This is a genomic window from Collinsella sp. An307 (genome assembly GCF_002161805.1).
Taxonomy (GTDB): Bacteria; Actinomycetota; Coriobacteriia; order Coriobacteriales; family Coriobacteriaceae; genus Coprousia.
In genome coordinates this window covers 152,956-173,386 of the sequence record NZ_NFIP01000004.1, presented here as the reverse complement: position 1 = coordinate 173,386, position 20,431 = coordinate 152,956, and the positions used below count along the sequence as shown (strand labels likewise).

The window sequence follows — 20,431 nt, the reverse complement described above, 5'->3', positions numbered from 1 at the left end:
ACAGCTAAAACGCCGCCAACGCGGCCCTATACGAGGAGATTCGCATGCCCAACATGAACATGCAGCAGATGATGAAGCAGGCCCGCAAGATGCAGGAGCAGCTCGCCGCCGCGCAGGAGAACCTCTCCCAGGTCACGGTCGACGCTTCCGCAGGCGGCGGGATGGTCAAGGTGACCATGAACGGTGAGATGCAGCTTACCTCCATCAAGATCGATCCCGAGGCGCTCGACCCCGCTGACGTGGAGATGCTCGAGGACATGATCGTGGCGGCGGTAAACGAGGCCAGCCGAGGCGTTGCCGAGACCGCCAACCGCCAGATGAGCGCTATCACCGGCGGCCTCAACATCCCGGGTATGCCGTTCTAGTTGTATTGAAGCGGGGGAGTCGCCGTGGCTGCCAACCAGAGTCTGCAGAAGCTGCTCGATGAGCTCGGGCGCCTGCCGGGCATAGGCCCCAAGAGCGCGCAGCGCATCGCTTACCACCTCCTCGAGGCGGATGCCGAGGAGGCCCGTCGTCTTGCCGAGGCAATCCTCGAGGTTAAAGAGGAAGTGCACTTCTGCAGCCGTTGCTTCAACTACGCCACGGCAGACGAATGCCCCATCTGTCAGGACTCCACGCGCGACCGTACTCGCATCTGCGTAGTTGCCGAGCCGCGCGACGTGACCGCTATCGAGCGCACCGGCTCCTACCGGGGGCTCTACCACGTGCTCGGGGGCGTCATCAGCCCTATGGACAAGATCGGCCCCGAGCAGCTGCACGTCCGCGAGCTCCTCGCGCGCCTGGCCGCGGAGGGAACAGAGGAAGTCATCCTCGCCACGAATCCCAACGTAGAGGGCGAGGCTACGGCGAGCTATCTCGCACTTACCATCAAGCCGCTCGGCATTGCGGTGAGCCGTCTTGCGAGCGGCCTCCCCGTTGGAGGCGATCTGGAATACGCCGATGAGCTCACGCTCGGCCGTGCCATCGAGGCGCGTCGCACGCTGTAGCTAGGCGCTTGCGCAGGGGTACCGCGCGGCCAACGTATGCGTGTAAGGCCGCGCCCGATATGCCCGACAGGGACCGTTCGCTAGCTTGAATCCGCCGTTCACCGATGCAAGAATCGCGTGCGGCACGTTCAGAACGATGGTATAAACAGAAAAGTAAACAGTATTGCAATTTGTTTAGTGCGAGGTGCCCCATGCACAAGGTAAGTGTACGCGAGATTAGCCGTGCCACCGGCTTTTCGCCGGCAACGGTCTCCAACGCCCTCAACCACAAGCGCAACGTGAGCGAGGAGACGGCCGAGAAGATCCGCGCCGCTGCCAAGGCTATGGGCTATCAGCACCCCTCCCAGCTCGACGCCATCACGTTCGTGCTCGCCCGCAAGACCGGTGCCATCGTGGACGAGAGCACGTTTCACCCCTCGGTTATCGAGGGCGTGGAGCGCCAAGCGCGCCGCCACGGCATGGGCACCGCCTTTGTCTCGCTCGATTTCTCCGACCTCGACGCCGTGCGTCCGCAGGTGGCGGCGCTTGTGAGCGATCCTTCTGCCGCAATTGTGCTGCTCGGCACCGAGCTCGGTGAGGAGGACTACGCGCTTTTCCGCGATACCGCGGCGCGCCTTGTGGTGCTCGACGGCTGGAGCGACCGGTTTGATTTCGATGCCGTCGTCATGGCCAACGAGGGCTCGGCGCTGCGCGCCGTCCGCTATCTCACCGAGCGTGGGCACAAAAGGATCGGCTATCTTTCTGGTGACTTCCGCATCCAGAACTTTCGCGCACGTGAGCGCGGCTTCTTCCGTGCGCTTGACGAAGCGGGACTGGGCTTCGACCCCCTGTGGCGCATCGAGCTTGGCACCACGCTCGAGCGTGCGTACGAGGATATGAAGGCAAAACTCGCGAACATTCATCAAGCTGACTTGCCGACAGCGTTTTTTGCCGACAACGACGTGCTTGCCGTGGGCGCCCTGCGCGCGCTCGCCGAGGCGGGGGTCCGCGTGCCCGAGGATGTTTCGATCATCGGCTTCGACGACCTTTCCATCGGCGCATTCTCCACGCCGCCGCTCAGCACCGTGCACGTGCTCAAGCACGAGGTGGGCGAGATTGCGGTGCGTCGCCTGGTAGGCAACGTCAACAACCCCAAGAACTACACGTGCAAGACGCTCGTGAGCACCTACTTTGTGGAGCGCAAGAGCGTCTGCGAGCATTAGGACGTCCCTTCCGCTCGAAAACATGCCGAAGTAAGTGAGCTTCGTCGGCCCTGTTGTAAAGCTCTTTAGTAAACTAAAGTATGCACTGGCGTTTCATGGCCGATTGAGACTGTGCCGCGCAAACTGCAGCGCAAGAACCGCACAGCCCACTTACTTCGCGCATTTTTTGATGCATTGAAGCCGCGGGCGCATTATTCTGCCGGTTCGAGTTCAGTCTGGAGAGTCAGACATTTAGCCAATACTGCGAGAGCCTAACCCCATCGTCTGCGCGTCCCCCTTTGTAGACAGCGCGCAGGTAAGCATCCTTGTTGCCGTTCACCTTGTTTATACGACCGTTTACCTTAATCTTTGGCATAATAGGTATGCGAAAGTGTAAAACGTTTAGTTGACAGTGTTCGAACCATGGGACCGGTGGCTCGCGCGCGAGTGCGCGAGCCGTGTCAGAAGGGGAGCGTCATGAACGTCGCCGCATCTAAGCCTCATATCAAACTCGGATACGTACCCACGCGCCGGAGCATCTTCTCCGCGCCCGATGCCATCAAGTTCCGCGGCCTCACCGCCGAGCGCCTCACGGAGCTTGGGGTTGACTTCGTCGACATCGACGACGTGAACGAGGAGGGTCTGCTCTTCGACGACTCCCACATCCAGCCCATCGTCGACAAGTTCCGCGCCGCGGGCGTCGACGGCATCATGCTCTGCCACGCCAACTTTGGCACCGAGTACCTGTGCGCCCGCCTCGCGCGCGAGATGGGCCTGCCCGTGCTCCTCTGGGGCCCGCGCGACGAGCGCCCCGAGCCGGACGGAACGCGTCTGCGCGACACCCAGTGCGGCCTCTTTGCCACGGGCAAGGTGCTCCGCCGCTTCCAGGTTCCCTTCACCTACATGACCAACTGCCGCCTGACCGATCCGGAGTTTGAGCGCGGCGTCCGCGACTTCCTGGCGGTTTGCAACGTGGTCAAGACGTTCCGCCACACGCGCATCCTGCAGATGTCCACCCGCCCCTTCGATTTCTGGACAACGATGGTGAACGAGGGCGAGCTTCTCGAGAAGTTCAACATCCAGCTCGCGCCCGTGCCCATGACTGAGCTTATCCAGGCTGTTCGCGCCGCCGAGGCCGACGAGGCCGGTCTTGCCGAGACCCTCGCGTGGATCGGCGAGCATATGAAGATCGAGATCACCTCCGAGCAGACGCGCACGGTCGCGGCGCTCGCCAACGGCATGAAGGCGCTTATCGACAAGTACGGCTGCAAAGCCGGCGCCATCCAGTGCTGGAACGCCCTCCAGGACGAGCTCGGCATCATGCCCTGCGCCGCCAACGCGATCCTGAACGAGATGGGCATTCCCGTCGTCTGCGAGACTGACATCCACGGCGCCATCTCCGCGCTTATGGTCGAGGCGGCCGGCATGGGTGAGACCCGCAGCTTCTTTGCCGACTGGACGGTGCGCCACCCCGACAACGAGAACGGCGAGCTTCTGCAGCACTGCGGCCCCTGGCCGTGCTCGGTTGCCTGCGAGATGCCGCGCCTCACCTATCCGCTCGCGTTCGACCACCCTGGCGCGCTCACCGCGGAGGCCAAGCACGGTGAGCTCACGCTCGCCCGCTTTGACGGCGACAACGGCGAGTACTCGCTTTTGCTTGGCAACGCCCGCGGCATCGATGGCCCCAAGGGCATGGGTACCTACCTCTGGATTGAGGTGGAGAACCTGAAGCGCCTCGAGGCCAAGATCGTCGAGGGTCCCTACATCCATCACGTCGTGGGTATCCACCAAAACGTGGTGCCGGTGCTCTACGAGGCCTGCAAGTACCTCGGCATCACCCCCGATTTCTACGATCCCATCGAGGAGGACGTCCGCGCATACCTTCGCGGCGAGTAGCGTACCCAAGGCACCCGACCTTGCCCCTCAAGCCGTCGGGCATGACCGTAAGGTCTATGCCCTCCGCTTTCGGGGCAATCTCGGGCGCCTTTACCACGCTTGGGTTGACGGAACGCATACGAGATTGGAATGAGATGACTGAGAACTTTGAGCAGCTGCGCTGGCAGCTGCGCCAAGACGCCGTCGACATCATCGTCGCGGGCGGCGGCGGACACATCGGCGGCGACATGAGTGTGATCGACGCGCTCATGCTGCTCTACGGCAAGGTCATGAACGTGGGGCCCGACAAGCTCGAGGACCCTGAACGCGACCGCTTCCTGCTCTCCAAGGGGCACGCCATGGAGGCGTACTACGCGGTGCTCTGCCACTTTGGGTACCTCGACCTCGACGACGTGAAGGCGCGCTTCTCCAAGTTCGGCAGCCCCTACATCGGCCACCCCAACAACAAGCTGCCCGGCATCGAGATGAACTCGGGCTCGCTCGGACACGGGCTGCCCGTGGGCGTGGGCATGGCGCTCGCCGGCAAGATGGACGGTCGCGCATACCGCACCTATGTGGTCATGGGCGACGGCGAGCTTGCCGAGGGCTCCATCTGGGAGGCCGCCATGGCGGGCGCGACCTATGGGCTCGACAACCTTTGCGCCGTGATTGACCGCAATCACCTTCAGATCAGCGGCAACACCGAGGACGTCATGCACGCTGACAGCCAGGAGGAGCGCTGGGCTGCTTTTGGGTGGCACACCGTGTGCGTGAACGGTAACGACCTCGCCGCGCTTGAGGCCGCCTTTGCCGAGGCTGCTGCCACCAAGGGCCGCCCCACCGCGATCATTATGGATACGGTCAAGGGCCTCGGCAGCTCCCTTATGGAGAACAAGGCGGGCTGGCACCATCATCTGCCAAACGACGAGGAGTACGCCCAGATCACGGCGGACCTCGCGGCGCACGCCGAGGCCGCGGCGGCAGGCGAGGCCTTTGTGCCCGCGCTCGACTTTACGGTCGAGCGTGCCGGTGCCACCGCGCCCGTGGCTGCGCTCGCCGGTCGTGCGGGTGCCGCCGCGCCGGCGCCTGCGGCAGACTGCCCGGTAAACCCCGCTTGCAAGGAGGCCTAAGCGATGGCTAAGACAAAGGCGAACAAGCAGGTCATCTGCGAGGTCCTCATGGAGGCCGCCGCGGCCGGCGACCGAGACGTGGTGGTCGTTTGCTCCGACTCCCGCGGTTCTGCATCCATGACGCCATTTTTTGACACCTATCCCGAGCAGGCCGTGGAGGCGGGCATTGCCGAGCAGGACGCAGTCGGTATGGCTGCGGGCCTCGCTGCGTGCGGCAAGAAGCCGTGGGTCGCGTCGCCGGCGTGCTTCCTCACCACGCGCAGCTACGAGCAGACTAAGGTCGACTGCGCCTACTCGCGCACCAACGTCAAGCTGCTCGGCATCTCGGGCGGCGTCTCCTACGGGGCCCTCGGCATGAGCCACCACTCCGCGCAGGACATCGCCGCCATGGCCGCCATCCCCGGCATGCGCGTCTACCTCCCCTCCGACGAGTGGCAGACCGAGAAACTCACCCGCGCCCTTATGGCCGACGACCAGTGCGCCTACATCCGCGTGGGCCGCAACGCCGTGGCGGACGTGTACACGGCAGGCGACTGCCCCTTTGAGATGGACCGCGCCACATGGCTGCGCGAGGGCTCGGACGTTGCCATCATCGCCTGCGGCGAGATGGTGCGCCCCGCGCTCGACGCGGCCGAGGCTCTGGCTGCCGAGGGCATCGAGGCAACCGTTATCGACATGTACTGCGTAAAGCCGCTTGACGTGGACGCCGTGGTGCGCGCTGCAAACGGGGCGCGCGCCGTGGTGACGGTGGAGGAGGCGGCGCCCACCGGCGGCCTCGGCTCCATGGTCGCCCAGGTGCTGGGCGCCTCGTGCCCGCGTCCGCTCACGTGCCTGTCGCTGCCGGATGCGCCCGTTATCACGGGTACCTCGCCGGAGGTCTTTGCCCACTACGGGCTCGATGCCGCAGGCATTGCCAAGGCGGCCCGTGAGACGCTGGCACGCGCGTAGGAACCGCTGGCAGCTGTCGCCCTTCCCGCCGGCATCGGTGTTCTCGACGGCTTGAGGGGAGTTGGGTGCAAGAATCAGTACGTTTCTGACGTTTAGAGGGCCTAAACCGTCAGGAACGTACGGATTTCTGCTCACGCCTCGGCAAAAACATGCGCGTTTGATCACGTTTCTTTCCTAAGGAGGGCCTATGGGCCGTTACATAATCGGCATCGATCAGTCGACGCAGGGCACCAAGGCTCTGCTGGTGGACGAGGCGGGGCGCCTCGTGCATCGCGCCGACCGCAGCCATGAGCAGAAGGTGAACGAGGACGGCTGGGTGAGCCATGACCCGGCAGAGATTGCCAAGAACGTCCTCGCCGTGGCGCGCGCCGTTGTGGAGGAACAGGGGATTGACCCTGCTGACGTTGCCGGTATCGGTATCTCCAACCAGCGCGAGACCACCGTGGCGTGGGACGCGCGCACAGGCGAGCCCATCTGCGACGCTATCGTGTGGCAGTGCGCTCGCGCCCAGGAGGTTTGCGACCGCATCGCGCAGCGCGAGGGCGCGGCGGACATCATCTGCGAGCGCACGGGCCTGGCGCTTTCGCCCTATTACCCCGCTGCCAAGATGACGTGGATTCTGGAGAACGTGCCGGCGGCGCGCGAGCTCGCGCGCGAGGGTGCGCTGCATCTGGGCACCATCGACGCGTGGGTGGTCTGGACGCTCACGCATGGGGCCGAATTCCGCTGCGATTACTCCAACGCGAGCCGCACGCAGCTCTTTGATATCGAGAAGCTCAAGTGGTCCACGCGCTGCTGCCGTCTTTTTGGCATCGACTCCGCGTGGCTGCCCGAGGTGACCGACTCCGACGCGTGCTTTGGCATGACCGACCTCGACGGCTTTTTGCCCGCACCGGTTCCCATCCACGGCGTCATGGGCGACTCCCATGCGGCGCTTTTTGGGCAGGGCTGCTATGCATCCGGTCAGGCCAAGGCCACCATGGGTACGGGCTCGAGCGTGATGATGAACGTTGGTGGCGAGCTTACGCGCTCGACCGCGGGCCTTTCGAGCTCGCTCGGCTGGCGTCGCCATGGCAAGACCGTCTATGTGCTCGAGGGCAACATCAACTATGCGGGCGCGGTTAAGACGTGGCTCCGCGATGATATGGAGATGATTGAGAACCCGGCCGAGACGACCGACCTCTGCTTTGCGGCTAATCCTGCAAGCCGCGTGTATCTGGTGCCCGCGTTTACGGGGCTGGGCGCGCCGCACTGGCACGCCGAGACGCGCGGTGCGGTCTTTGGTATGACGCGCACCACGGGGCGCGCGGAGTTTGTGCGCGCCACAGTGGAGTCGATTGCGTTTCAGATCTTCGATGTGGTCGATGCCATGCAGCGCGACTCCGGTGTGGGTCTGGCCGAGCTTCGCGTCGACGGCGGCCCCACGCGCGACGCCTACCTCATGCAGTTTGTGGCCGATATGCTGCGCGTACCCATCGTGGCGGCGGGTAACGACGAGATGAGCGGCCTCGGTGCAGCATGGTGCGCCGGCATTGCGCTCGGTCTCTATCCCGAGGACGTCGCTCACAGCGTGGCGCCTCGTGCGAGCTGGGACGCCAAGATGCACGAGAACGATCGAATCGCCCGCATCAAGGGCTGGCGCCGTGCCGTCAAGGCGGCCATTGCCTTCGCGGGGTAGAAACGACACTTCTCAGGAACGGGTCCCGGGGTATCCCTCGGCGAACGTCCTCGGCCTTTGGCCTGCGGAATGTTCGCCGAGGGATACCCCGGGGCCCTTCTGGTTGGGTGTCGTTTGGGGGTAAGAAGATGGCCGTGCGCGGCATTTTGGTTCAGACCGGCTTTTACCGGTAGCCCTCCCACAAGGGCAGCGGGAAGAGCACGTCCTCAAAGCGCGCCCACTCCGCCTCGTAGTCAATCTCGTCGGGGCGGGCGAGCCAACGGCCCTCCAGGCCGCACATGGCGGCGAGGGCGTTGACGCCGGCCTTACGTTGTCGGTCATCATCATGGTCGTGTCGCTTGTGACCTCGCTCATCTCCGGCGTCATCTCCGACCGCATCGGTAAGCGCAAGCCGCTCATCGCCGCCTCGTCGTTCATCATCTGCATCGCCTTCGCTGTGCCGTGGCTCATGCCCTCCGCTGTGAGCATGTACATCTTCGCTGCGCTCTCCGGCTTTGGTTACGGCATCTACTCCGCGGTCGACCAGGCCTTGAACGTCGACGTTCTGCCCTCCAAGGAGGAGGCCGGCAAGGATATGGGCATCCAGAACCTCGCCAACATGCTCGGCCAGGCTGTTGCCCCCGCCGTCACCTCGGGCATTGTTGCCAGCACCGGTTCGTACTTCCTGACCTTCCCGGTCGCGATTGCGCTCGTTCTCGCCGGCGTGGTCTTCATTATGATGGTGAAGAAGGTCAAGTAACTTCGTTCGGCCCGCCGCCGTGGGCGTGTGCTCGCGGCGGTTTTCCGGGCAGCGCCCGGACCGTTTGCGAGAGGAGCTCAACTATGCAGACCGTTGAGCAGTATCGCGTACTCGACCTCGTGCTCGAGGGCACGGCAGGGGGGAACCCCTATGCGGACGTCACGCTGACGGCGACGTTTGAGCGCGCTGATGGTACCGACGCCGTCGAGGTCCGCGGTTTCTACCGCGGCGAGGGGCACTACGGCATCCGCTTCATGCCGCGTTCTGCCGGCACGTGGACCTATCGCACCGCGTGGAGCGACCCAGCGCTTGCCGGCGTCACCGGCGAGGTCGAGGTCACGCCCGCTAGCGAGGGTAACCACGGCCGCGTCCTTCTGACCCGCGACGTCAAGCACGGCGGCACGCCCTTTGACACCCACGGCGACCACACGTTCTCCTACGAGGACGGCACGCGCTTTATGCCCTTTGGCACCACGGCCTACGCTTGGACCAACCAGGAGCCGGAGTGCCAGGAGCAGACGCTCGAGACGCTCGCCCATGCGCCCTTTAACAAGATTCGCATGTGCATCTTCCCCAAGTTCTACGACTACAACCTCGAGAATCCGGCGATGTACGCGTACGAGGGCTCGATCGAGGAGGGCTTTGACCACACGCGCTTTTACGAGCCGTTCTGGGAGAACCTCGACCATCGCATCGCCCAGCTGGGTGAGCTTGGCATCCAGGCCGACATCATCCTGCTGCATCCCTACGACAAGCCTGAGTGGGGCTTCTCTAAGATGACCCGCGACGAGGACGCCTTCTACCTGTCCTATGTGGCGCGTCGCTACAGCGCCTTCCGGAACATCTGGTGGAGCCTCGCTAACGAGTTCGACCTTATGCCGCAAAAGCCGGTCGAGGATTGGGACCAGTACGCGCGCATTGTTATGGCGAACGACCCGTATGGTCACTTGCGCAGCATCCACAACTGCCGCACGCTCTTTGACCACAGTCACCCGTGGATCACGCACGTGAGCTGGCAGCGCTGCGACTTGCAGCGTACCGCCGAGTGCGTGACGGAGCTCCGCGCCGCCTACGGCAAGCCGGTGCTGGTGGACGAGGTTGGCTACGAGGGCAACGCCACCTGGGGCTGGGGCAACCTGACCGCCCAGGAGGAGACGCGCCGCTTCTGGGAGGGATGCCTCCGCGGCGGATACGTCACCCACGGCGAGACCTTTGTGGACCGCGGCCCCAAGATCTGGTGGGCACACGGCGGCAAGCTCTACGGCGAGAGCCCGGAGCGCATCGCGTTTTGCCGTCAGTTCATGGAGAGCCTGCCGGAGGATATGGACTTGGTGCCGTATGAGAAGGGCTTCTGCCTGGGCACCATGAACTGGGATATTGCCTGTATGGCTAACGACTGGAGCGAAGGCACCGACGACGTGGTCATGTACTTTGGCTTCTTCCGTCCGGCGTACCGCGACCTTACCCTGCCCGAGGGCAAGACCTATACGATCGACGTGGTGGACACGTGGAACATGACGGTCGAGACCCTGCCGGGCACCTACGAGGGCCAGGTACGTGTGGACCTGCCGAGCCGCCAGTACATGCTGCTGCATATCAAGGCAGTCGACAAGACTGCGTAAGCCAGTTTTTGGAGGGGCGGTTGGCGCGAGCGGCTGCCCCTCCGTCGTTTTCAAGAAAGCAATCTCATAGCCCAGAGAAAGGCGCCCAGCGTGCGCGGGTATGCATGTATTTGAGGCGCAATCTGGCGGCGTGATGCCGCCAAAGCAGGGGAGGGATCATGACGGAAACACTTTCTGCAGTTGAGCTGCTCGCCGGCGCGCACATGATCGGGGCGGATGCCCCGCGCGGCCAGGCAATTGGGCTCACCTGCGATGTTGAGCTTGAGGGACCGGCCAGCGCCGTGACTTCGGCGCGTCTGGTGTCGACGGCGCACGGCATCTACGAGGCGCGCGTGAACGGCGTCTCGGTGGACGACGCGGTGCTGAACCCCGGTTGGACTGCATACGAGTGGCGTCTTGCCGTGCAGGAGGCGGACGTTACCGACCTCGTGCGCGCGGGCGGCCGTGCGGCAAAGATCGAGGTCTTGCTTGGTAACGGCTGGTGGCGCGGCGAGCTCGGCTTCGACCTTATGAAGATCGATTACGGCGAGGAGCTCGGCTTCATCGGCGCGCTCGAGATTGTCTACGCCGACGGTTCGCGCCAGGTTGCGGTGACCGCGGCCGATGGTACGGCACACGCCTGCGCAACGCCGATTACCGAGAACTCCCTCTACAACGGCGAGACCATCGATGCGCGCATCGACCCCGCTGAGCACCCGCTCGAGGTGCACGAGGTCGCCTTCGACCACGCGACGCTCTATGCGCAGGCGATGCCGCCCGTACGCCGGACCGAGACGCTCCGTCCGGTGCGCATCTGGCAGAGCCCGGCGGGCAAGACGCTCGTGGACTTTGGGCAGAACATCGTGGGTTGGGTGCGCGTGCGCGTCTCTGGCCCCCGCGGTACCGAGGTTGTCGTGCGTCATGCCGAGGTGCTTGAGCACGAGGAGCTGGGCACGCGTCCTTTGCGCGCCGCCAAGGCGACCGACACCTTTATTCTCTCGGGCGGTGAGGACGTCTTTGAGCCCACGCTGACCTTCCACGGTTTCCGCTATGCCGAGGTCACGGGTTGGCCGGGCGAGCTTGGCGCAGACGATATCGAGGCTGTGGCCATCAGCTCCGACCTGCCGCGTACGGGTTGGTTCACGTGCTCGAACGATGACGTGAACAAACTCGTTTCGAACACGCTCTGGAGCCAGCGTGACAACTTTGTGAGCATCCCCACCGACTGCCCGCAGCGCGACGAGCGCATGGGCTGGACGGGCGACATCGCGGTCTTTGCGCCCACGGCGGCGTTCCAGTACGACTGCTCGGCGTTCTTGGGCGACTGGCTTGAGACCCTCATGGCCGAGACCGCGCACAACGCGCTTTCCTGCGTACCCGTGGTGGCACCCGATGTGGTCAAGTACAGCGACCACTTCTGGAAGACGGTGGGCGAGCTGGCGCTTTGGGGCGACGCGTGCTGCTGGGTGCCCTGGACGCTCTGGCAGGTCTACGGCGACAAGGATGCGCTTGCCGCGCAATATCCCGCCATGGGGATGCACCTGCGCGCCGTGGAGGAGCGCCTCTCCGATACGGGCCTGTGGGACACGGGCCTGCAGCTTGGCGACTGGCTCGATCCGGCCGCCCCGCCCGAGGCCCCCATGGATGGCAAGACCGACAAGTACCTCATCGCGCAGGCGTGCCTCTGCCGTAGTGCCCGCATCGCGGCAGACACGGCCGAGATTTTGGGCCTTACCGAGGACCGCGCGTATTGGGAGGAGCTCGCAGAGCGCTCGCGTGCGGCGTTCCGTCGCACGTATGTGCTCGAGGGCGGCCGTCTGACCTCCGACGCGGTTGCGGCCTATGCGCTGGCCCTCCACTTTGGCCTGCTTGAGGGCGACGAGGTGGCACCCGCGGCCGACCGCTTGGCCGAGCTCGTGCGCGAGGGCGACTACAAGGTTGCGACCGGCTTTGCCGGCACGCCGTATGTGACCTGGGCGCTTTCTGAGAACGGGCACGTGGCGGAGGCGTACCGCCTGCTTCTGGAGGACGAGTGCCCCAGCTGGCTCTATCCGGTGCGCATGGGCGCCACCACCACGTGGGAGCGCTGGGACTCGATGCTGCCGGATGGCTCCATCAACCCGGGCGATATGACGAGCTTCAACCACTATGCGCTGGGCGCGGTGTGCGACTGGATCTATCAGGTCATCGGCGGCATCTCGCCGGCGACGCCGGGGTATGCGCGCGTGCGCATCGCGCCCAAGCCGGGCGAGGGCATCACGTGGGCTCGCTGCGCCTTCGAGTCGGTGCAGGGGCGCATCGAGGTCTTCTGGCGCTGCGAGAACGGTCGCTTTGACCTCGAGTGCACGGTGCCCGAGGGCGTCTCGGCAGACGTGGAGCTCCCCGACGGTACGGTGTGCGCGGTTGCCGGTGGCACGCACCGCTTTGGCTGCGCCGCGTAGAAGAGGCTTGACGACAGCGCGGCGCGTCGTGCTCATCTGTTGTTCAAACGGCGTTGGCAAACAGTTCGTTTGTTAACGCCGTTCCCCGATTAACCTGCCCGTTTCTCTTTTTACAGGTTGAAGAAAGGGCGGGCTGACGTAAGCTGAATAGTAAGCGTGCGGCGCCCCTGCCGCGCGGCAGCATCTGATTTCGATTCTTGAGGAGCAAACAATGAAGCAGTACTTCGGCATTGACGTGGGCGGCACCGAGGTCAAGTGGGCCATTATGGACGAGGACTTCAACTTCGTCGGCGACCGAGGTTCCATCAAGACGGACTTCTCCTCTGCCGAGGAGGCAGTCGAGGCGTTCGCTTCGCTCGTCGAGCCGTATCGCGACCAAGTCGTGGCAATTGGCATGAGCGTTCCCGGTTCCGTCATGGAGGACGACCCGGATGGCACCATCCACCGCGGCGGCGCCCTCACCTACATGGACCAGTGCCCGCTCGCCAAGCTCATGCGCGAGCGCTTTGGCATGCCCGTGGCCGTTAACAACGACGGTAAGTGCGCCGGTCTTGGCGAGTACGCCGCGGGCGCCCTCAAGGGCACGCGCTTTGGCGTGACCATTGGCATCGGCACCGGTATCGCCGGCGGCATCGTCATCGACGGCAAGGCTCTGCGCGGCGCGCATTGCTTTGCGGGCGAGTTCAGCTTCCTTAACAACAACACCGCCGACCCTGTGACGCCGGGCACGTGGTTCGCGCAGACCGCGGGCTGGATGGCGCTGCGCGAGCGCATTTTTGAGGAAAAGGGCGAGCCGGTGGACAAATCGGTCGACGGCCGCATTTTCTTCAAGTGGATCGAGGCAGGCGACGAGGCGGCCATCCGCGGCCTCGACCGGTACGCGCTCGCCTTTGACAACTGGCTCATCAACCTGCAGGCCGTGCTCGACCCCGAGGTCTTTGCCATCGCGGGTGGCATCAGCTGCCATCCGGAGCTCTTCGACGCGTTCGAGCGCATGATGGACAAGGCTCTCGAGCACATGCTCCCCGGCTTCCCGCGCCCGGTTATCAAGCGCGCGGAACTCGGCAACGACGCCAACATCTACGGCGCCGTGCTAGAGGCCAAGCGCCTGGCAGAGGCGTAAGGCCGCGCTCTCCTTTGGGGGAGTGTCAAACCGGTACAAGTAGGCGGTGCGGGGCGCTTTACGTGGCGCCCCGCACCGCCTTGTATTTTGATCTGTTGCCGCTTATTCCACGGTTACGGCAACCTGCGCATAGCGCGTGCAGGGCCGCTTGGCGGCATCTTGGACACGCAGGGTGAGGGGGATGTGGTCGCCCGGGGCGGCATCGGCAGGTACGGTGAAGTACGCGGTCGCCCCCTCGACGCGCCATGAGGCGAGGTTGTGCGCCCCGCTATAGGTGCTCGAGAGCGCATCGACCGCCCAGCGGCAGGTAAGCACGTCGCCATCGGGGTCCGATACCCACGCGCCGACCTCAACCGTCGCGCCGGGGGCGGCGGCCATGTCTGGCGTGACGCCCTCGATCACGGGGGCGTGGTTGCAGGCGGCGGGCTTATGCGCGCACCACTGAGCGCGTGCGGCGAAGTCCTCCTGGTAGGCGCGCAGATACGGGTTAGGGTTGTCTTCTGGAGCGTGCCCGAGGTCAGCAAAGCTCATGCCGTCACCTGTGCTCTCGACGCTATCGCAAAAGAGGGGACCCAGTACGGTCGAGAAGCCTGGGTCCGTGGCGCCCCGCAGGCCGAAGGGGATGAGCGGTATGTAGGTCATCGAGTCACCCTCGGCCATGAAGTCGCCGGGCGTGAAGTGGATGGGCTGCATACCGTCGAGCCCCCAGTCGAGCGTCGCGTGGCGGCCAAATTGGAAGCGTTCGGGCTCGTTCTCGTACACCTTGCCGTCGCCATAGAGCATGTAGCGCGCCATGAGCGGGCCGTTGTTTTGCGTGAGGTGCTCTTCCGGCCAGGGCGCGCGGAAGAGATCGATGCTGTCGGGCTGCGCCGCCACGGCGTCCACGTAGCCGCCGTACATGAAGGGCACGCGCAGAAAGACAAGGTCGGGAAAGAGCGGCTGGCCGTGATCGAGCCAGGAGTTATCTTGCCCGATACCGTTGGTAACGCCCAGCACGCGGACCTTGGCATAAATGCGCGAGCGAACCTCGTCCCAGGCGTCGGTTGCCTGGTAATCCTCGGCGATCGATATAAGGGCGCGCACGATGGTGTTCATGCCGCCCCAAGAGAGAAGCCAGAGCGTGCGTGGGTCGTTGTCGAGTATGGCCTGCTTGATGACGTTGGAGCCGACGGTGTCGGCGCGAATGTCGCCCTCGAAGGCAATGTTTCCCTCATAGGTACGCGCGAGCATCTGCTCGGGGGTGGGGAAGGGTGGCTCGCCCGCCGCTGCGGCATTCTCACTGAGGTAGGGCCAGGCTTGGGCGTACTCGTGCGTCCAAAGGTCCTGGACCCATGTGCGCGGGAAGGGGCGGTAGCTTGTGAGCGAGCCTGCCTCGGGGTCGGGCTCGTGGGGAACGACCTTCCACGTGCAGGAGCGCATGCCCTTGGTGCGCCAATGCGGCGTGACCTCGCCGAGCATGTGCTCGCCATCGCCCAGGAAGTGGTACTGCGAGGCAGTGGTGACAATGGCCTCCACATCCAACAGGTTGAGATACAGCGCCAAGTGGATGAGCGAGTTCATATCGTCCACCTCAAGGTCTGTAGTAACGATCACTCGCGGCAGCTCGTTGACAGCCATAATCGGCATCCTTTCCTCTTGTCTGTGTGCGCAGGGGCGTTGCGTGCATGCGGGGGCGGGGCTTCCCCCTGTGCGTGGTCCTCAGCTTTGCCTGCGGGAAACGCACAGGGGGAAGCCCCGCCCCCGCCATGGGAGGCTATGCCCGCTGGCGCGCCGCCCACTCCCACATGCCCACGGGCTCGCGATCGATCATGACGTTCGTGCCGTCGATGTCGGTTCGGCAGAAGTCGTTGAACACGTGGATCCACACGCCGTGGTTAAACGTCTTTTTGGGCGAGCCATCGGCCTCGTGATACACACCGGTAAGGTCCTCGACATGGTCGAAGTACGTGACATGCGCGGTCGCGCCGGCGTCCTCGAGCGCGCGGTAGAGCGGAAGAACCGTCTCTGTGGGGTTGACGAGCTCGTCGCCCTTGCTGTGCGTGAACCACAGGGGCGTTTTGGCCAGAAGCTCGACGTCCTCGGCGGTCGCGTTGTACCACGGCGCGCAGCAGGGGAGTCCCGCCGCAAAGAAGCCGGGATAATCGCGGCACATGCGCAGCGTCATAAAGCCGCCGTTGGAGAGGCCGCCGACAACGATGCGCGACGTATCGATGCGGCCGGCGTGGCACGCGATGAACTCGTCAATGAGCGCCTTGAGCGCACGAACGTAGATGCTCTGGTTGCTATGGCCGAGCTGCTCGACGCCGTTGTCCATCCAGAACGTGGGACTTTGGGGAACAAGCACCCAAGCGGCTCCGTCGAAGTAGCCCTGGATCTTTTTGCCGGAAAGCGCCGTCACGCGGTTGCCGATGTAGGCTCGCTCGGGGCCTTCGGGCGTAAGAGGCCCGCCCTGGGCCTCAAGACCCTCACCCTTGCCCTCGCCCGCGCCGTGCAGGTAAATGATGAGGGCCGCCTTCTCGGGCTTCTCGCGTGCGGGGCCAAAGGGGCCTGCGGGCTCTGGCGTGAAGTCAGGCTCGAAGTAGCCGTACGCCATCTTGATGCCCTCGACGGTCTCCGTCATCTCGGCGGTATGCCAGCCATCGAGCTCGGGGCAGATATCGCCCGCGCAGGAGTTGAAGACCATGCCCGTGATGGGGTCGGTGCTGCCGGGGATGGCGACCGTTTGCGTTACGCGGAAGCGGTTCTCAATAAGGCGCGAGCCCATGACACCGCCTTCGACGTGCTTGGTGAGGCGCGTCTCGGGCAGCTCGAGCGCGACGTGCGATCCGCGGGTCTGGCGCTCGCCCGCCTCGGTTGACGGATAGGCTGCCAGCACCGGGACGTAGCCAATGGAGGGGGCAGCGTGGTCCGCGCCACGCTCGCGGCGCATGAGAACCGCTCCCGTACGCTCATGACGGGCGCAGAAGACGTTAAACGTTGCGGGGCGGACGTCGTTCACTCCAACCTCGTCGGGCAGCTCGAGCACGAGCTTTGAGATCCAGGGGCCAAAGTCGCCGAGCTTGGTCACCGTTTTGTAGGTGAGTGTTGCGAGGTCGGTTTCTGCCATGACTATCCTTCCATAGACAGTGTATAAACATGTTTAGTATATAAAACTAGACGATATACCCAACGAGAGACCGGTAAGCGTGCTGTTTTACCTGTTAAACGGTAAAGAATTGTGAAGAAAAGCTTAGGTAAGGACAGTGCCCGTCTGTTGTAAACACGAAGGTGTGCAAAACCGGCTGTTTATGTTTTACGAGGCGACATTTCGTTACGCTTGTTTGACGTTCACCTGATAATTCCGACCGTTCACCGGACATCTAGCCTATGGAAGCGGGCGGGACACGTACTATACATGACATAAACATTCAGTAAACATAGTTTACTGGTAGGAACGACCAAGATGTGCAGGACGGCAACTTGGTCACGGCAATGGGAGGGGACCCCATGGCAATTGACAACAGGCAAATCGCCGAAAACGTCCTTGAGCTCGTAGGAGGTGCGGCCAACGTCACGACCGCAACCAACTGCATGACGCGTCTGCGTCTCACGCTCAAGGACAACAACCTCGCTGACATCGAGAAGATCAAGAAGGTCAAGGGCGTGCTCGGTGCACAGTTTGCCGGCACCCAGCTTCAGGTCATCATCGGTCAGAACGTGCCGAAGGTGCTCGACGAGTTCGTCGCCATCTCCGGTGTCACGCGTGGCGCCGCGGTTGACGAGAACCTCGACGCGCCCAAGGAGAAGATCACCCTCAAGCAGATCCCGGGCATCATCCTCGACTACCTGTCCGGCTCCATGACACAGCTCATCCCGCTGCTCATGGCCGGCGGTCTGTTCCGCACCTTTGCGGTCATCCTGGGTCCGCAGCTTCTGAACGTCATCTCGGAGACCGACCCGACCTACACGTTCTTCTACACGACCCTCTACGAGGCAACGTTCTACTTCCTGCCCATCTACCTCGGCTACGCTGCCGCTAAGAAGATCGGCGCAAGCCCGGTCCTCGGCATGCTCACCGGCGGCCTCATGATCGCCCCGAGCATTGTCTCCGCGGCTTCCGCCGACCCGACGGGCATCGTGAGCGTCTACGGCATCCAGATCACTGCTGCCAACTACAGCCAGACGGTGCTGCCGATCATCCTCACCATCCCGGTGCTCTACTTCGTGGAGAAGTTCTTCAAGAAGATCATGCCCGACACGCTCTCCACGGTCTTCACCCCGTTCTGCACCATGATCGTGGTCGTGCCTATCGCGCTCATCATCCTCGCCCCCATTGGCGGCGAGCTCGGCAACCTCGTTGCCAACGCGCTCTTTGGCCTTGCTGACCTCGGTGGCATCGGCATCTTTGTGGTCATGGCTGTCCTCGGCGCCTTCTGGCAGCTCTTCGTGGTCGCCGGCATGCACATGCCCGTCATCATGATCGCTCAGGTACAGATCATCGCTGCTGGCTACGACCCGTTCGTCTTCGTCTCCACCAACTGCGCCATGACCGCGGTGTGGGGCTGCGCCTTCGGTGCGTTCCTGCGCATGAAGAATAAGGACGAGAAGGGCCTCGCCCTCGGCTACGTCATCTCCGCCATTGCCGGCGGCGTGACCGAGCCCGCCCTCTTCGGCATCCTTATGCGCTTCCGCCGCACCATGCTCGGTATGTTCATCGGCGGCGCCATCGGCGCGGTGCTCTCCGGCATCCTCGGCGTCACCTACTACATGGCTGGCGGTTCCTCCAACTTCATGGTCATCTTGAACTACCTGCAGGGCGGCCAGTGGAACGTCATCGCTGCCGTCATCGGTATGGCCGTGTCCTTCGTGGTCGCCGCCATCGTGGTCTTCCTCACCGGCTTCACCAAGGAGGAGCTGGCCGAGATGGAGGACGAGGACGAGGCCGAGCTCATCGGCGCGTAAGCGACCTCCACACTCCACACGGGTATATCCCATGTAGGTTAGTCGCCGGGTGCGCGGGTCGTCCTGACCGTGCGCCCGGTTTGCTCTTATTGAGCGCGGTATTTCGGGACAAGAGAGGACAGACGTCATGGCTTTGGGGACGCTCACGGTAAACGAGAAGGGCGACGGGTTCCTGTGCGACGGCAAGCCCTGGTTCTGGCTGGCGGATACCTGCTGGAGCGCGTTCACGAGCATCACGCTCGAGGATTGGGACTACTATCTCGCCCGCCGTGCCGAGCAGGGCATCAATACACTGCAGGTCAACTCCTTGCCGCAGTGGGACCGCTGCCGCCCGGACCTCGGTATCTATCCGTACGCCAGCGAGGACGGCACCGTCTTTGACTGGGGACAGCCCAACCTCGCATACTGGGAGCGCGCTCGCGAGATGTGCCGCATGGCGGTCGAGCACGGCATTCGCCCGGCGCTTGTGCTTATGTGGTGCAACTACGTGCCCGGTACTTGGGGCGCCGCGATTGCCGAGCGTACCGGCGCCTCGACGATGCCGCTCGATGAGGTGGAGCGCCATGTGCGCCGCGTGGTCGAGCACCTCGACGAGTTTGACCCCGTGTACGTGGTGACGGGCGACACGGACTGGAAGGCAGACGAGTGTCTGCCGTATTACGAGGCGGCCCTCGCGACTGTGTGCGAGCTTGCGCCCACGCGCCTGCGCACCATGCACATCAACCGCGCGAATCGCACCATCCCCGAGCAGTTCATCGACCGCCTGGACTTCTATATGTACCAGCCCGGCCACAACGCGCTTGCTCAGGACGAGGCGTGGAAGCTCCCGGAGGACTTCCGTGCAAACTACCCCAAAAAGCCGCTTATCAACTCCGAGCCCTGCTACGAGATGATGGGCGCGAGCCGCCACGTGTACGTACGTTTCAACGACGAGAACTGCCGTGCCTCTGCATGGGCGGGCATCCTCGCCGGTGCGACCGCGGGTGTGACTTACGGTGCCCACGGCATCTGGAACTGGCAGACGTCGCAGAGTCAAGGATCGGTCCTCGGCGAGGGCTTTGACGCGCCTTTCCGCTGGCAGGAGGCCCTGCAGCTGCCAGGTGTGTGGGACTTTGGCATGATTGAGCCTCTGCTCGATGCGCTTGGCTGCCGCACGCTTGTGCCGGCGCAGGATGAGCTTGCAGACGACCGCGAGCAGATTCGCGTCGCGCATAACGAGGCGGAGCGCCCGACGTATTTGGCCTATCTGCCCCGCGCGACGGCGCTCAAGCTCGGCGTGGCGCTCGAGGGCTATACGGCCCGTGCCATCGACCTCGCCCAGAAGCGCATCGCGCATCTGCCGGTCACGGTTGGGGATGGCGCCACTCGCGTGGCACAACATCCCTTCTGCGCGGACGCGCTCATCGTGCTGGAACCGGTCGCGTAGCGTCTATCAGCTAAGCCTGCCCTGTGGGCTGGCGACATAAAACCTGCTTGGAGGAGCCGTCGGGAACATTCCCAGCGGCTCCTCTTTGTTCATGGAACCAGATTTGGTCAAATTGCCCCGCGAGGGGGCATTGCGCCCTGGTTGTTTACCGCCGGGGACTGCTGTCGCGGGTTGTCGGCGGGCAAAGATCCGGCCCTTTTTGCAGAAGATCGGTGCAAAGCGACATCAAATGGTCTTCTAGGGCTGCGTTAGGTTCAGTCGAATGCCCTCTCACGGGGTAATTTGACCAGCATGCCCCGCACGAAGCAGAAACGCTCGCTGCCAACCTCATATCTCGCGACCGCGCGCGTCGTCATTCGTGG

General features: G+C 63.9%; 15 protein-coding genes. 13 read left to right on the top strand and 2 right to left on the bottom strand.

The window, feature by feature from the left end:
• Positions 1-44: 44 nt before the first annotated feature.
• From B5F89_RS04970 to B5F89_RS04915, 11 genes are all read left to right on the top strand, one after another.
• Positions 45-365 carry a YbaB/EbfC family nucleoid-associated protein gene (locus B5F89_RS04970; protein ID WP_087430689.1) on the top strand — a complete coding sequence of 107 codons (321 nt, stop codon included), beginning with the start codon at positions 45-47 and terminating at the stop codon, positions 363-365.
• Positions 366-389: 24 nt separating this feature from the next.
• On the top strand, positions 390-986 hold the full coding sequence (gene recR, locus B5F89_RS04965; RefSeq protein ID WP_087430688.1) for a recombination mediator RecR: 597 nt from the start codon (positions 390-392) through the stop codon (positions 984-986).
• Between the two features lie 191 nt (positions 987-1,177).
• The gene (locus tag B5F89_RS04960) at positions 1,178-2,188 is read left to right on the top strand and encodes a LacI family DNA-binding transcriptional regulator (RefSeq protein ID WP_087430687.1); all 1,011 of its coding nucleotides are present in this window, start codon (positions 1,178-1,180) and stop codon (positions 2,186-2,188) included.
• Positions 2,189-2,644: 456 nt separating this feature from the next.
• On the top strand, positions 2,645-4,063 hold the full coding sequence (locus tag B5F89_RS04955; protein ID WP_087430686.1) for an L-fucose/L-arabinose isomerase family protein: 1,419 nt from the start codon (positions 2,645-2,647) through the stop codon (positions 4,061-4,063).
• A gap of 134 nt (positions 4,064-4,197) precedes the next feature.
• Positions 4,198-5,172: a transketolase gene (locus B5F89_RS04950; RefSeq protein WP_087430729.1), complete on the top strand. Its 975-nt coding sequence runs from the start codon at positions 4,198-4,200 to the stop codon at positions 5,170-5,172.
• A 3-nt stretch (positions 5,173-5,175) separates the two neighbouring features.
• A complete protein-coding gene (locus tag B5F89_RS04945; RefSeq protein WP_087430685.1) occupies positions 5,176-6,120 on the top strand; it encodes a transketolase C-terminal domain-containing protein in 945 nt (314 codons plus the stop codon).
• Between the two features lie 187 nt (positions 6,121-6,307).
• Positions 6,308-7,798, top strand: a complete 1,491-nt coding sequence (locus B5F89_RS04940; RefSeq protein WP_087430684.1) for a glycerol kinase — start codon at positions 6,308-6,310, stop codon at positions 7,796-7,798.
• Between the two features lie 310 nt (positions 7,799-8,108).
• Positions 8,109-8,537 carry an MFS transporter gene (locus B5F89_RS04930; RefSeq protein WP_239286680.1) on the top strand — a complete coding sequence of 143 codons (429 nt, stop codon included), beginning with the start codon at positions 8,109-8,111 and terminating at the stop codon, positions 8,535-8,537.
• Positions 8,538-8,620: 83 nt separating this feature from the next.
• Positions 8,621-10,159, top strand: a complete 1,539-nt coding sequence (locus B5F89_RS04925) for a DUF5605 domain-containing protein (RefSeq protein ID WP_087430683.1) — start codon at positions 8,621-8,623, stop codon at positions 10,157-10,159.
• Between the two features lie 158 nt (positions 10,160-10,317).
• Entirely contained in the window at positions 10,318-12,579 is a 2,262-nt protein-coding gene (locus B5F89_RS04920) for a family 78 glycoside hydrolase catalytic domain (RefSeq protein WP_087430682.1), read from the top strand.
• 211 nt (positions 12,580-12,790) lie between these two features.
• Positions 12,791-13,702, top strand: coding sequence for an ROK family protein (locus tag B5F89_RS04915; RefSeq protein WP_087430681.1), 912 nt, complete (start codon positions 12,791-12,793; stop codon positions 13,700-13,702).
• Positions 13,703-13,804: 102 nt separating this feature from the next.
• Here the strand turns inward: B5F89_RS04915 and B5F89_RS04910 are convergent, their stop codons facing one another.
• Positions 13,805-15,319, bottom strand: a complete 1,515-nt coding sequence (locus B5F89_RS04910) for a nucleoside hydrolase-like domain-containing protein (RefSeq protein ID WP_158098419.1) — start codon at positions 15,317-15,319, stop codon at positions 13,805-13,807.
• Between the two features lie 136 nt (positions 15,320-15,455).
• Positions 15,456-16,808, bottom strand: coding sequence for a hypothetical protein (locus B5F89_RS04905; protein WP_087430679.1), 1,353 nt, complete (start codon positions 16,806-16,808; stop codon positions 15,456-15,458).
• Positions 16,809-17,188: 380 nt separating this feature from the next.
• Between B5F89_RS04905 and B5F89_RS04900 the strand changes: the two genes are divergently transcribed.
• Both B5F89_RS04900 and B5F89_RS04895 read left to right on the top strand, forming a co-directional pair.
• The gene (locus tag B5F89_RS04900) at positions 17,189-18,643 is read left to right on the top strand and encodes a PTS transporter subunit EIIC (RefSeq protein ID WP_087430678.1); all 1,455 of its coding nucleotides are present in this window, start codon (positions 17,189-17,191) and stop codon (positions 18,641-18,643) included.
• A gap of 127 nt (positions 18,644-18,770) precedes the next feature.
• Entirely contained in the window at positions 18,771-20,069 is a 1,299-nt protein-coding gene (locus tag B5F89_RS04895) for a DUF4038 domain-containing protein (protein WP_087430677.1), read from the top strand.
• Positions 20,070-20,431: the final 362 nt, after the last annotated feature.